Source organism: Lelliottia sp. F153, from assembly GCF_002870005.1.
GTDB lineage: Bacteria > Pseudomonadota > Gammaproteobacteria > Enterobacterales > Enterobacteriaceae > Enterobacter > Enterobacter nimipressuralis.
Genome location: NZ_PKFT01000001.1, coordinates 1286058 through 1299370, shown reverse-complemented (window position 1 = coordinate 1299370; position 13313 = coordinate 1286058). Strand labels below are relative to the sequence as shown.

Genomic DNA, 13313 nt, shown 5'->3' with positions numbered 1-13313 from the left:
GCTTCGCTGTCAACAAACAAGGAGAAAACAGCATGAAACATGGAATCAAAGCACTTTTAATGACGCTTGCGATCGCCACAACGGGGATGAGTTTTAGCGCACTGGCGGCGACACCGGCAGCGAAAGCGCATACCGTTGCGACGACGGCTGAAGCCACCACGCCGGACGCGGCAGCTTCCCAGCCTAAGGCGACCGCCAGCACTAAAGCGACTGACGACGAAGGTACCCGGGTCAGCATCAACTCTGCCTCGGCAGAAGATCTGGCGCGCGTCATGAATGGCGTTGGGCTGAAAAAAGCGCAGGCCATTGTCGGCTATCGTGACGAATACGGTCCGTTTAAAACCGTCGACGATCTGAAGCAGGTACCGGGGATCGGTAACGCGCTGGTTGAGCGCAACCTCACGCACCTGACACTGTAATCACACAATAACTTGCACAGTGGCAAAATTTTGCCAGGATAAAGAGGTCATACCAGTTATGACCTCTCATCCTATAACAATTTCAGGGCTAGTGCGCTATGCAGACTCAGATCAAAGTACGCGGTTACCATCTCGATGTTTACCAGCATGTGAATAATGCTCGTTATCTCGAATTCCTCGAAGAGGCTCGCTGGGACGGGCTGGAAAACAGCGAAAGCTTCCAGTGGCTCACGGCGCACAACATCGCTTTTGTGGTTGCCAATATCAATATCAATTACCGCCGTCCTGCGGTGCTGGGCGATCGCCTGACGGTGACGAGCCAGTTGCAGCAGTTAAACGGTAAAAGCGGCGTGTTGAGTCAGGTCGTGACGCTGGACCCGGAAGGGCAGGTGGTGGCTGATGCGCTGATTACCTTTGTCTGCATTGATTTAAAAACGCAGAAAGCGCTACCGTTAGAAGGCGAGTTACGCGAGAAGCTCGATCTGTTAATCGAATAATGTTGCGACCGGGTGAATGTCCTTCACCCGGCCGCGCCAGGGCTTATTTCAGCCCGATTTTTTTCTTCATCAGCGCCATCACTGCAGGCTTATCGGCAAGGTAATGATTCAGACCGTTGGCGCGCAGGTTACAGGCGGCACATTGCCCACAGCCGTCGCCTTTAATGCCGTTGTAGCAGGTCAGCGTTTCATTACGCACCAGATCCAGTTTGCCCCAGTAATCGGCTAACGCCCAGGTCTCGGCTTTATCGAGCCACATCAGCGGCGTTTCAAAGCGAATCTCTTTTGCCATACCCAGATCCACGGCGTGATTAAGCGCTTTCACGAACTCGTCGCGGCAATCCGGGTAGCCGGAAAAATCGGTTTCGCACACGCCGGTGATGATCGCCTCCGCTTTTACCTGGTAGGCATAAATCGCGGTGAGCGTCAGGAACAGGATATTGCGGCCCGGTACAAAGGTATTGGGAATGCCGCTGGCATCAGGCTCATAGTCAGGGACAGGAATACTGTCGCGCGTCAGGCTGCTGACAGCCAGTTCGTTTAACAGCGTGACGTCCAGCACTTTATGCGCACGTGCGCCCAGTTTCAGCGCCAGTTCGCGGGCCACGTCGATTTCAGCGCGATGGCGCTGACCATAATCAAACGTCACACAATGCACTTCATCATATTGATGCAGGGCCTGAACCAGACAGGTGGTGGAATCCTGTCCTCCGCTGAACACGACGACGGCACGTTTCATAAATAGGTCTCAACAGTATCGGTAAAAACAATATGGTAACGTCTGGCACACCTGGCGACCAGCTTCTTCACGCGTTCGGGGCAGGAAGCCAGGCCTGCGAAAAATCAAACCAGCCGCGGGTATTAAGGCGAATACCGTTCACTCCCGGCGGCGCGCTGATTTGATACTGATAGTTAAAGAGAGGCGTTAAAACCGCATTCTCCATCAGGTGGGTGAAAATCGACTGCAAACCGCTGTGCCGCGTGTGCTCGCTGACCTGCGTCTGTACCGCATCCAGTGTTGCCTGAAGATGAGCATACTGAGGCGCGCTGAGCAGATGCGGCCACAGGGTATCGCAGCGCAGCCACTGCTCAAGCGTGTATCCCGGCGCTTCGCCGATCAGTCTGTCACCCATCATCAGATCCGCTTCGGCCAGATTGCCGCAGCCGTCCCAGGTTTTAGCATCATGGAAAATGACGTTGAGCGTACAACCCTGCTTTGCCAGATACTGTTTGAGCTGTTCAGCCATGGTGTGCAATTCAACGGGCAAATGGTAAATCAGGGTCAGCGTGTCGGGGAGAGGAACATCCCGCAACTGCGGCCATTCGGGAATGGTCCAGCCCGGCAGCAATTCGTGCGCGGGGGTAATCAGGTTTTCATCCAGTGGCAGGGTGTGCAGAAGCGTCGTGTGATGGATAATCGTGATGAGCCGCTGCGCCTGTCTTTTACTCAGGCGGCCACTCTGCTTCAGCGTGAGATAGCAAAAGCCAAGACTGGTGCTGCTGCTGACCAGACGCAGATTAGCCAGTTCGTCCGGCTGCCCTATCGCGATTTGTACCGGATGACGACAGCTGGTGCCTAAATCCTGCTCAAACAGTTGCGGAGTGATCCAGTATTCAATGGCTTTGATCAACGGGTGGCTGAGATGGTATTGCTCATGGCTTTCCAGGCGCACCAGATCGGGTTCAAACACCGTCAACCGGAACGGGCCGCAGCCCGTCAGGGGACGCTCCGGATGGGCGAGGCGGCTGCAATAACTCGCCAGGCGATGCGCCAGCCAGTAATCAGGCTGATGCAATACAAAGGTGAGGCACTGGGGATGCGTTACCTCAACGTTCAGCACGCTGTTAAACAACCGTCGCAGGGCGGGAAGGGCAAAGAGTTCGAGCAGGCTCGCGCGCAGCTGTGCGGTTTCGACCTTATCGCCGTTGTGCCAGTGCAACGTCGAACGGATGTAAAAATGCCAGCGTAAGCCATCAGTTGACACTTCCCAGTGATGGGCAAGATCCCCGGCAGGTTCGCGGCTGTCGTCGTCAAAGCGCGTCAGCCCGGAAAAGACCTGTCCGACCAGGTGCTGTTCCGCGCGTCCCGGCAAAAAGCCCGAATGGAGCGGATCAAGGGAGCGGTAGTAGGGTATCCGCAACGTGGGCGTATCGTTTTGCCACTGGCCGCCGAGGAAAGGGTGCAGTAAGGCGCGCAGCTCCGGTGCGGCCAGCTGCGCCAGCTCTAGGGCATCGTGCTGTTGCCCGCGCATCAGCGCCTGCTCCATCATCTCATTGCGCAGGCGGTCAGGGGTGACGTGAAAGGTTAATGTGCCGCGTTTGCCTCGCCCGGACTGTGCCCTCCAGCTCAGCCACCCAGCCTCCTGCGCCTGGCGCAACAGCGTACGCACGTGCCGCTCGCTGCAAAAGCAGCGTTCCGCCAGTTCCGCGACGGTAATTTGCTGCGGCTCACCGGCAGAGGGCTGCCAGAGGCGTTGAAACTGATTCAGTCTGTTGAGTTGACGCATCTTCGGTGCCCGTTGAAAAGTTAGTGCCAGTCATACGCCTGACAATGATGACGCAGCAGATCCAGCAGTCGGCGCGCCGCGAACGTCAGCGGCGATTTTTGCGAATACAGCACGTGATACTCGGCTTGCGGAAGGCCGTCAATATTCAGCAGGCAGAGCTGATCCTGTAAACCGAACGGAGCCTGCATCGCACGCGCCACAATGGTCAGATAATCCGACTGTAACACCAGACTCAGCCCTGAGATCATCGAGTCCGTGCGCACGGGCGTTTCCGCCAGCTGTGGCAGAAAATCGTTCGCTGAAAGCCGAAGCTGCTGGTAATACCCCATATCGGTCTCCGGCAATACCCAGCGAGCATTTTGCAATGCATCGAAGGTGGTGGCCTGCGCCAGAGGATGGCCTTTGCGGGCAATAATGCCGAAGGAGGCATTGAACAGCGGCTCGCGCACGAGATCGTCCAGGGGTAAGCCTGGGCCTGCCGTCCCGACGGCGAAATCCAGTCGTCCCTCCCGCAGCGCGGGCAACAGCATCGAAAGCTGCCCCTCTTTTACCAGCAGCGTAGAGTGAGGAAGCTGTGTCCGGAAGGCGTCGTTTAGTGCCGGAAAGACCGTCAGGGCCAGCAGAGAGGAAATGCCCATCGCCACCGCCCCCTGGGAAAACTGATCGATCTGGCGAATTTCATCGGCCGCTCGCTCCAGCTCCTCCAGAATAAACTGCATCCGCTGAGAAAAGGCCCGCCCGGTTTCCGTCAGCGTCATCCCCTGATTCCCGCGCACAATCAGGCGCGTCTCCAGAGTCTGTTCCAGTTCGCGCAGCGTTCTGCTGACCGCCGGTTGAGATTGCCCTAAGGCTCTGGCCGCACCGCGAATGCTGCCGCTGCGGATAACCTGCTGGAAAACCTTCAGTTGCTGTAATTTCGGCAGATAGCGCAACCCGTACCCCTATCAGTAAAAAGTATCACCTGTACAAAAATTGTATCTTATGGCCGGGTGGCAAAGCTGCTAACGTCGATGAAGAATCCACATAATCTGTTGTTGTTCAGTCTGTTATGTGATGCATGTCGCATTTTAATTTCACCTGTCGACAACTCTCTGGCGGGGTGATAACAAAAGGGATATCGGCTATGAAAAATCGTTTCCTGATGATCTTCCTGCTCTTTGTCGGTTATGTGGTGGTGTATCTCGACAAGACGGTGATGGGTTTTGCGCTGTTGCCCATTGAACGTGAATTTGATCTTCGGCCTGAGCAGTTGGGTTATATCACCGGGATCTTCTTTCTCGCCTATTCCCTGTTTCAAATCCCCGCAGGCTGGCTGAACGATCGCTTCGGCTACAAGAAAGTGCTGAGCGTCTCACTCTGTCTGCTCGGCGGCTTCGCCCTGTGCTTTGGGATGCTGGGATTCGGCCTGGGGCTGCTGGTCACTTTTCGTTTTTTATCCGGGATTGGGCATTCCGGTTATCCCTGCTCCTGCGCCAAAGCGGTGGTCTCGAACTTCTCCCTGGAGAAGAGAACTTTCGCCCAGTCGATTTTGCTCTCATCGGCTGGCTTCGCCATGACCGCCGGGCCGCTGATTGCGGTCTACAGCCTGAATTCCCTCGGCTGGCGCGGCTCTTTTTCGATCCTCGGTCTGCTGGCCTTTGCGATTGCCGTCGCCATTATGCTGTGGGTGCCGAATCCGACACCGGTCAAACCGCACTCCGGCGCAGTCACTGACTATCGTGAGCTGCTGAAAAATCCCATCGTGGTGCTGCTGTTTGTCGCGATCTTCTGCATCAACATTCCGTCCTACGGCCTGATGGCGTGGCTGCCGAAATATCTGGTGCAGCAGCGTGGAATGTCGCTGGATATTTCCGGGCTGGTGGTGGCCGCCGGAGGGCTGGGTATCTGGATCTCGTCGCTGGCGACGGGATGGCTGGTGGGGCGCTATATGCAGGGGAGGGAGCCAAAAGTGATTTTTTGCTGCGCATTGCTAAGCGCAGTCTGCATCTGGCTGGTCTACACCTCCACTTCGGCGTTCACCGCCGGGCTGCTGCTGTTCTTTGGTTATGTTTTCCTGATGGCCGCTTTCGTGACCGTATTTACCTTACCCATGAAACGACTGCCACCGGAGGTGATGGGCGCGGCGATGGGGATTATCAACACCGGTGGGACGCTGGGCGGTTTTGTCGCCCCGATTGCAATGGGGTATTTGATTACCGTCAGTCGCGACTACCTCTCGACGTTTGTTTTTCTGGCGCTGGCAATGGTGGTTGCCGGGCTTGCCATGTTGCCGCTGGCGCTGAAAACGCGCCCCGCTTTGAGCGATGCGGCTTAACTGAGGAGACATGTGATGGCATTTACGATTGAAGGGATGCTGGCTGAAGTGAAAGAGGACGTTTTGCGCTGGCGCAGACACATTCATGCTCATCCAGAGCTTTCATTTCAGGAGCATAAAACGGCGGACTATATTGCCGATGCGCTGGCCAGTTTTGGCGGTTTAACGCTGACGCGCCTGACGCCCAACAGCGTTATTGCCGATCTGAAAGGGGCGTATGACGGGCCATGCTACGCGCTGCGTGCCGATATTGACGCGCTGCCCATCCAGGAAGAGAACGACGAACCCTTTTGTTCGACGGTGCCGGGCGTAATGCATGCCTGCGGCCATGATGCGCATGCCGCCATGCTGCTCGGGGCGGCGAAAGTGCTGACACAGTGCCAGTCGATGCTGCATGGCTCGGTGCGCTTTATCTTCCAGCACGCCGAAGAGGTGCCGCCGGGAGGCGCGCAGGAGCTGGTTGATCTCGGGGTGCTCGACGGGGTGGAAAAAATCTTCGGGCTGCACGTGATGCCGAATTTCCCGACGGGTGAAGTCGGGCTGAAAGAGGGCGTCTTCTGCGCCTCAACGGATAATTTTGATATCACCATTGTGGGCAAGGGCGGGCATGGCTCCATGCCGCATCTGTGCCTTGATCCGGTGGTGATCGGCGCGGAAGTGGTGACGGCCCTGCAGAATGTGGTGTCACGTCGCACCGATCCGCTTCAGGTACCGGTCCTGACCATCGCCACCTTCCAGAGCGGCGAAAGCTATAACGTCATCCCGGAGCGCATCAAACTGGCAGGGACGTTGCGAACCCATCACGACAGCGTGCGTCAGCAGGTGCCACAGCAGATGGAGCAAATTATTGCGGGCATTACCGCCGCGCACGGCGCGCAGTTTACCCTAAACTGGACGCGGGGTTACGCCAGCGGCAATAACCATCCCGAGGCCTGTGCGATTGCCCGCAAAGTGATTAGCGCGACGCTCGGCGATCAGGCACTGCGGGAGATTGCGCATCCCCTGTTCGGTGGCGAAGATTTCTCTTCCTATCAGCAAAAAGTACCGGGCTGCTTCTTGTTTATCGGCAGCGGCAATGAGCACATCGGGGCGACCTACGGCGTACATAATCCGCGATTCCGTCTGGATGAAGCGGCGTTGCAGACGGGCGTCAGACTGCATGTTGGATTTATTCAGCACCTGCTTCTTAATCACGCCTGACACTCTCCCCCATCAAAACGCTGCAACCGCAGCGTTTTTTTACGCCTGTAAAAAACCCGGAACAATAATAATCATCTATTCACTATTACTTCCGTATATCGCGGGCAATACTGATACCCAGATTAACCCCATCACATTTTCGGAGTCATCATGGCGCGGCTTGCAGCATTTGATATGGACGGCACGCTCTTAATGCCGGATCACCGCTTAGGAGAGAAAACCCTGAGCACGCTGAAGCGGCTGCATGAGCGTGATATCACCCTGACGTTTGCCACGGGCCGTCATGTTCTGGAGATGCGCCACCTGCTCGGCAAACTGTCGATGGATGCTTTTCTCATCACCGGCAACGGTACGCGCATTCACTCGGTGGAAGGCGAAATGTTGCATCGTCAGGATCTGGACCCGGAAGTGGCAGATCTGGTGCTACACAGCACCTGGGATACGCAGGCCAGTATTCACGTGTTTAACGACACCGGCTGGCTGACGGGCGAAGAGATCCCTGAACTGCTGAAAGCGCACGTCTACAGCGGTTTTCGCTACCAGCTGACGGATCTGCGCCGTATCCCTGCGCACTCGGTGACGAAAATCTGTTTCTGCGGCGATCACGACGATCTGTGCCGTCTGCGCATTCAGCTTAACGAAGCGTTAGGCGACCGTGCGCACCTGACCTTCTCGGCAGTGGAGTGTCTCGAAGTGCTGCCGGTGGGATGCAACAAAGGGTCTGCGCTGGCTGTCCTGAGCGACCACCTCGGTTTAACAATGCAGGATTGTATGGCATTTGGCGATGCCATGAACGACCGCGAAATGCTGGGCAGCGTAGGTCGCGGTGTGATTATGGGAAATGCGATGCCGCAGCTGATTGCTGAGCTGTCGCATCTCCCGGTTATCGGACATTGCCGTAACGAAGCGGTGTCCCATTTTTTGACTCATTGGCTGGATAAACCAAACCTCCCGTATTCCCCCGAATAGTGAGACCCTTCCAGCAAGCCAGACGTCGATGTTTATCGGTCTGGCTTTTTTTATTTTGTGATCTGCGCTATTCGCGCTTTCCACGGCTCGATGTCGCCAATATTAGCTTTCACCCAGTCCGCGTTGTAGTAGGTGTCCAGATAGCGTTCTCCGCTGTCGCACAGCAGCGTGACGATAGAACCGCTCTTGCCCTCTTCGCGCATCCGCACGGCCAGCTGTAGCGCGCCCCACATGTTAGTCCCCGTGGAAGCCCCCACTTTACGGCCCAGCTGCGTTTCCAGCCAGTGAGCGGTGGCGACGCTTGCTGCATCCGGCACGCGCAGCATCTCATCGACCACATCAGGAATAAACGACGGCTCCACACGCGGGCGGCCAATACCTTCGATTTTACTGCCCACCGGGCTGCGCAGACTGGCGTCACGGTTTTGCCAGTAGTCGAGGAACACGGAGTTTTGCGGGTCAACCACCATCAGTTTTGTATCGTAACCCTGGCAGCGAATATAGCGGCCAATGGTGGCAGAGGTCCCGCCGGTGCCCGCGCTCATCACGATGTAAGACGGTTCCGGATGCGGTTCATTCTTCATCTGGCGGAAAATACTGTCGGCAATGTTGTTATTCCCGCGCCAGTCGGTTGCACGTTCGGCGAAGGTAAATTGATCCATGTAATGGCCGTTCAGCTCGCGGGCCAGCATTTCTGACGCGGCGTAGATCTCGCAGGCGCTTTCAACAAAATGACAGCGTCCGCCGTAAAACGCGATCTGTTCGATTTTGCGTTTTGCGGTGCAGGAGGGCATCACGGCGATAAACGGCAGGCCAAGCAGACGAGCGAAATAGGCCTCGGACACGGCAGTCGAACCCGACGACGACTCAATAATCGTGGTGCCCTCGTTGATCCAGCCGTTACACAGCCCATACAGAAAAAGCGAACGCGCCAGACGATGCTTCAGGCTGCCGGTCGGGTGAGTGCTTTCATCTTTCAGGTAGAGCTGAATTCCGGAAAACCCCGGCAGGGCGAGGCGGATAAGATGGGTGTCCGCCGAGCGCTGATAGTCGGCATTGATTTCGCTGATTGCGTGTTTGACCCAGGTGCTATTCATCGTGTGTATCCATTTGTCATTTTGTGCCTAGGATAGCGAAAAGCACAGAAAAAATTGTTGCTATCTGGCCTTTAAAATAGAATGTCAGGAGAAAATTATTCTCTGTGAGGCGGGGTATGTTAGATAAAATTGACCGTAAGCTGCTCTCTCTGCTGCAAAAGGACTGCACCCTCTCTTTGCAGGCGCTCGCTGATGCCGTTAATCTGACCACCACACCCTGCTGGAAACGCCTAAAAAGACTGGAAGACGACGGCGTTTTACTGGGCCGCGTGGCGCTGCTCGATCCCGAAAAACTGGGGCTTGGATTGACCGCGTTTGTTCTGATAAAAACGCAGCACCACAGCAGCGACTGGTACTGCCGGTTTGTCACCGAGGTTTCTGATATGCCCGAAGTGCTCGGTTTTTGGCGCATGGCAGGGGAATACGACTATCTGATGCGCGTGCAGGTGGCGGACATGAAACGCTATGACGACTTCTACAAACGGCTGGTCAACAGCGTGCCGGGCTTGTCGGATGTCACCTCAAGCTTCGCCATGGAACAGATTAAATACACCACCGCTTTACCCATTGAATAACTTCCAGGCCTTGCCGGAACAATACCTTCAGGAATTTACCGCGTGCGATTATTTGCTCAGTTAAGCTGGTACTTCCGCCGGGAGTGGCGACGCTATCTCGGCGCAGTGGCCCTGCTTATTATTATTGCCATTCTCCAGCTCATTCCGCCGAAAGTGGTGGGATATGTGGTGGACGGCGTCACAGAACAACATTACACCACCGCACGGGTGATGATGTGGATCGGCACGCTGGTCCTGACTGCGGTGATTGTCTACTTGCTGCGCTACGTCTGGCGCGTGCTGCTCTTCGGCGCGTCGTATCAGCTCGCCGTGGAGCTACGCGAAGATTTTTATCGTCAGCTCAGCCGCCAGCATCCTGAATTCTACCTGCGCCACCGCACGGGCGATCTGATTGCACGCGCCACCAACGACGTGGATCGCGTGGTATTTGCCGCCGGGGAAGGGGTGTTAACCCTGGTTGATTCGCTGGTGATGGGCTGCGCGGTGCTGATCGTGATGTCGACGCAAATCAGCTGGCAGCTTACACTGCTGGCCCTGCTGCCAATGCCCCTCATGGCGCTGGCGATCAACCGCTTCGGCGAACAGTTACACGAGCGTTTCAAGCTGGCCCAGGCGGCGTTCTCCTCTCTGAACGACAGAACGCAGGAGAGCATGACCAGCATCCGCATGATCAAAGCCTTTGGCCTTGAAGATCGCCAGTCGGCGCAGTTTGCCGCCGATGCCGCAGACACCGGCGCGAAAAACCTGCGCGTGGCGCGAATTGATGCGCGCTTTGACCCGACAATTTATATCGCCATTGGCACCGCCAATCTGCTGGCAATCGGCGGCGGGAGCTGGATGGTGGTTAACGGCTCCATGACCCTCGGTCAGTTGACCAGCTTCGCCATGTATCTCGGGCTGATGATCTGGCCGATGCTGGCGCTGGCGTGGATGTTTAATATCGTCGAACGCGGCAGCGCGGCGTACAGCCGTATTCGCGCGATGCTGGCGGAAGCACCGGTGGTGAACGACGGCAGCGAATCCGTGCCGGAAGGGCGCGGTGTGCTGGAGGTGGCGATTACGGCGTTTTCGTATCCGCAAACCGAACGCCCGACGCTGGAAAACGTCAACTTTACGCTGCGCCCAGGACAGATGCTGGGGATCTGCGGCCCAACCGGTGCCGGGAAAAGTACTGTGCTGTCGCTGATTCAGCGTCACTTTGATGTCACGCAGGGGGACATTCGTTTTCACGATATTCCCTTGACGCGCCTGCAGCTGGACGCCTGGCGCAGCCGCCTGGCGGTCGTCAGCCAGACGCCGTTTTTGTTCTCGGATACGGTCGCCAACAACATCGCGCTGGGCCATCCCACGGCGACGCACGAAGAGATTGAGCACGTAGCGCGCCTGGCCAGCGTCCACGACGATATTCTGCGCCTGCCGCAGGGTTATGCCACCGAAGTGGGCGAGCGCGGCGTGATGCTGTCGGGCGGGCAGAAACAGCGTATTTCCATTGCGCGTGCGCTGCTGCTGAATGCTGAAATTCTGATCCTCGACGATGCACTCTCCGCGGTCGACGGGCGCACGGAACACCAGATCCTGCATAACCTGCGTCAGTGGGGCGAAGGGCGGACGGTGATTATTAGCGCCCACCGGCTCTCGGCCCTGACGGAAGCGAACGAAATTCTGGTGATGCAGCACGGGCATATTGCCCAGCGCGGGCACCACGATCAGCTTGCGGAACAGCCCGGATGGTATCGCGATATGCACCGCTATCAACAGCTGGAGGCGGCCCTGGACGACGCGCCAGATCTGAACGAGGAGGCCACCCATGCGTAAGTTTACCCAGCTGTGGCCGACCCTGAAACGCCTGCTGGCCTACGGTTCGCCGTGGCGAAAACCGCTCTCTATCGCGGTGGTGATGCTGTGGGTGGCGGCGATTGCCGAAGTCAGTGGCCCGCTGCTGATCAGCTATTTCATCGACAACATGGTCGCCAAAAGCTATTTGCCGCTGGGTCTGGTTGCCGGGCTGGGCGCGGCTTATGTCGGGCTTCAGCTGCTGGCGGCGTCGTTGCACTATGCTCAGTCGCTGCTGTTTAACCAGGCGGCGGTCGGCGTAGTGCAACAGCTGCGCACCGACGTGATGGATGCGGCCCTGCGCCAGCCCTTGAGCGAGTTTGACACCCAGCCCGTCGGCCAGGTGATCTCCCGCGTCACCAACGATACGGAAGTGATCCGCGACCTGTACGTGACCGTGGTCGCCACGGTGCTGCGCAGTGCCGCGCTCGTCGGCGCCATGCTGGTGGCGATGTTCAGCCTCGACTGGCGTATGGCGCTGGTGGCAATCACCATCTTCCCGGCAGTGCTGATTGTCATGGTGATTTACCAGCGCTACAGCACGCCGATTGTGCGCCGGGTTCGCGCTTATCTGGCGGACATTAACGACGGTTTTAACGAAGTCATCAACGGCATGAGCGTCATTCAGCAGTTCCGCCAGCAGGCGCGTTTTGGCGAGCGCATGGGCGAGGCGAGCCGCTCGCACTATATGGCGCGCATGCAAACCCTGCGTCTGGACGGTTTCCTCTTGCGTCCGCTGCTGAGCCTGTTTTCGGCGCTGGTGCTGTGCGGTCTGCTGATGCTGTTTGGTTTCGGCGCGGGCGGCACGATTGAAGTGGGTGTGCTGTACGCGTTTATCAGCTACCTCGGGCGTCTGAACGAGCCGCTGATCGAACTGACGACACAGCAATCCATTCTGCAGCAGGCGGTGGTCGCCGGTGAACGCGTCTTCGAGCTGATGGATCGTCCACGACAAACCTACGGCGACGACGAGCGCGAACTGAAAAGCGGCACGATCGAGATTGATCATGCCTCCTTTGCCTATCGCGAAGATCGTCTGGTGCTGCAGGACATTCATCTCGATATCCCGTCACGCAGCTTTGTCGCGCTGGTGGGTCACACGGGCAGCGGTAAGAGTACCCTCGCCAGCCTGCTGATGGGGTATTACCCGCTTACGAGCGGTGAAATCCGTCTTGATGGTCGTCCGCTCTCCACCCTGAGCCACGACGTGCTGCGCAAGGGGATTGCGATGGTGCAGCAGGACCCGGTGGTAATGGCCGACTCCTTCTTTGCCAACGTCACTCTGGGCCGTCCGTTTAGCGAGGAACAGGTCTGGGCGGTGCTGGAGAAAGTCCAGCTGGCAGAGCTGGCACGCACCATGAGCGATGGGATCTACACCAAACTGGGCGAGCAGGGCAATAACCTCTCCGTGGGGCAGAAGCAGCTGCTGGCGCTGGCGCGAGTCTTGATTGAAACGCCGCAGGTGCTCATTCTCGACGAAGCGACAGCCAGCATTGATTCTGGCACCGAGCAGGCCATTCAGCAGGCGCTGGCGGAAGTGCGGGAGAAGACCACGCTGGTGGTGATTGCGCACCGTCTGTCGACGATTGTTGATGCCGACACCATTCTGGTGCTGCATCGCGGGCAAGCCGTCGAGCGCGGCACGCATCGCGAGCTGCTGGAAGCGAAAGGACGCTACTGGCAAATGTACCAGCTGCAGCTGGCCGGAGAAGAGCTGGCCGCCAGCACGCGCGAAGAGGAGTCTCTGAGCGCCTGATGCACCAAAATTAAGCACTGCGCTAACAGGGATTTCTGTTGGTGCAAAAATGAAACGCACCCTGCACTGTCATGGTGCGTTTTTTTTATCCATTTCTTCAGAAGTGCCATTTCCTGCCTTTCCCGCCTGATTTCTTCGCCATTTCA

General features: G+C 57.3%; 12 protein-coding genes. 8 read left to right on the top strand and 4 right to left on the bottom strand.

Going from position 1 to position 13313, the window contains the following annotated elements; genetic code table 11:
* Positions 1 to 32: 32 nt before the first annotated feature.
* Positions 33 to 419: a helix-hairpin-helix domain-containing protein gene (locus tag F153LOC_RS06185; RefSeq protein WP_102104292.1), complete on the top strand. Its 387-nt coding sequence runs from the start codon at positions 33 to 35 to the stop codon at positions 417 to 419.
* Positions 420 to 517: 98 nt separating this feature from the next.
* Complete coding sequence (locus F153LOC_RS06180; RefSeq protein ID WP_095281007.1) at positions 518 to 916, top strand: YbgC/FadM family acyl-CoA thioesterase; 399 nt, start codon at positions 518 to 520, stop codon at positions 914 to 916.
* Positions 917 to 959: 43 nt separating this feature from the next.
* Here F153LOC_RS06180 and queC read toward each other — a convergent pair whose 3' ends face one another.
* From queC to F153LOC_RS06165, 3 genes are all read right to left on the bottom strand, one after another.
* Positions 960 to 1655, bottom strand: a complete 696-nt coding sequence (gene queC / locus F153LOC_RS06175) for a 7-cyano-7-deazaguanine synthase QueC (RefSeq protein WP_102104291.1) — start codon at positions 1653 to 1655, stop codon at positions 960 to 962.
* Between the two features lie 67 nt (positions 1656 to 1722).
* A complete protein-coding gene (locus F153LOC_RS06170) occupies positions 1723 to 3423 on the bottom strand; it encodes an SgrR family transcriptional regulator (protein WP_102104290.1) in 1701 nt (566 codons plus the stop codon).
* Positions 3424 to 3443: 20 nt separating this feature from the next.
* The gene (locus F153LOC_RS06165; RefSeq protein WP_100777398.1) at positions 3444 to 4355 is read right to left on the bottom strand and encodes a LysR substrate-binding domain-containing protein; all 912 of its coding nucleotides are present in this window, start codon (positions 4353 to 4355) and stop codon (positions 3444 to 3446) included.
* A gap of 191 nt (positions 4356 to 4546) precedes the next feature.
* Between F153LOC_RS06165 and F153LOC_RS06160 the strand changes: the two genes are divergently transcribed.
* The 3 genes from F153LOC_RS06160 to cof all read left to right on the top strand — a co-directional run bounded on the left by F153LOC_RS06160 (position 4547) and on the right by cof (position 7906).
* Positions 4547 to 5737, top strand: coding sequence for an MFS transporter (locus F153LOC_RS06160; protein ID WP_102104289.1), 1191 nt, complete (start codon positions 4547 to 4549; stop codon positions 5735 to 5737).
* 15 nt (positions 5738 to 5752) lie between these two features.
* The gene (locus tag F153LOC_RS06155) at positions 5753 to 6937 is read left to right on the top strand and encodes an amidohydrolase (RefSeq protein WP_102104288.1); all 1185 of its coding nucleotides are present in this window, start codon (positions 5753 to 5755) and stop codon (positions 6935 to 6937) included.
* A gap of 150 nt (positions 6938 to 7087) precedes the next feature.
* Positions 7088 to 7906 carry an HMP-PP phosphatase gene (gene cof, locus F153LOC_RS06150; protein WP_102104287.1) on the top strand — a complete coding sequence of 273 codons (819 nt, stop codon included), beginning with the start codon at positions 7088 to 7090 and terminating at the stop codon, positions 7904 to 7906.
* Positions 7907 to 7956: 50 nt separating this feature from the next.
* Here the strand turns inward: cof and F153LOC_RS06145 are convergent, their stop codons facing one another.
* A complete protein-coding gene (locus tag F153LOC_RS06145; protein ID WP_102104286.1) occupies positions 7957 to 9003 on the bottom strand; it encodes a PLP-dependent cysteine synthase family protein in 1047 nt (348 codons plus the stop codon).
* Between the two features lie 116 nt (positions 9004 to 9119).
* Here F153LOC_RS06145 and F153LOC_RS06140 point away from each other — a divergent pair, with 116 nt between their 5' ends.
* From F153LOC_RS06140 to F153LOC_RS06130, 3 genes are read left to right on the top strand one after another with little or no spacing between them, the layout of a single operon-like run.
* Positions 9120 to 9578: an Lrp/AsnC family transcriptional regulator gene (locus F153LOC_RS06140; RefSeq protein WP_102104285.1), complete on the top strand. Its 459-nt coding sequence runs from the start codon at positions 9120 to 9122 to the stop codon at positions 9576 to 9578.
* A 42-nt stretch (positions 9579 to 9620) separates the two neighbouring features.
* Positions 9621 to 11393 carry a SmdA family multidrug ABC transporter permease/ATP-binding protein gene (locus F153LOC_RS06135; RefSeq protein ID WP_102104284.1) on the top strand — a complete coding sequence of 591 codons (1773 nt, stop codon included), beginning with the start codon at positions 9621 to 9623 and terminating at the stop codon, positions 11391 to 11393.
* Positions 11386 to 13167 (top strand): SmdB family multidrug efflux ABC transporter permease/ATP-binding protein, encoded by a 1782-nt coding sequence (locus F153LOC_RS06130; RefSeq protein ID WP_102104283.1) that lies wholly within the window; start codon positions 11386 to 11388, stop codon positions 13165 to 13167. Before F153LOC_RS06135 ends, F153LOC_RS06130 begins: the two co-directional genes overlap by 8 nt.
* Positions 13168 to 13313 lie beyond the last annotated feature (146 nt).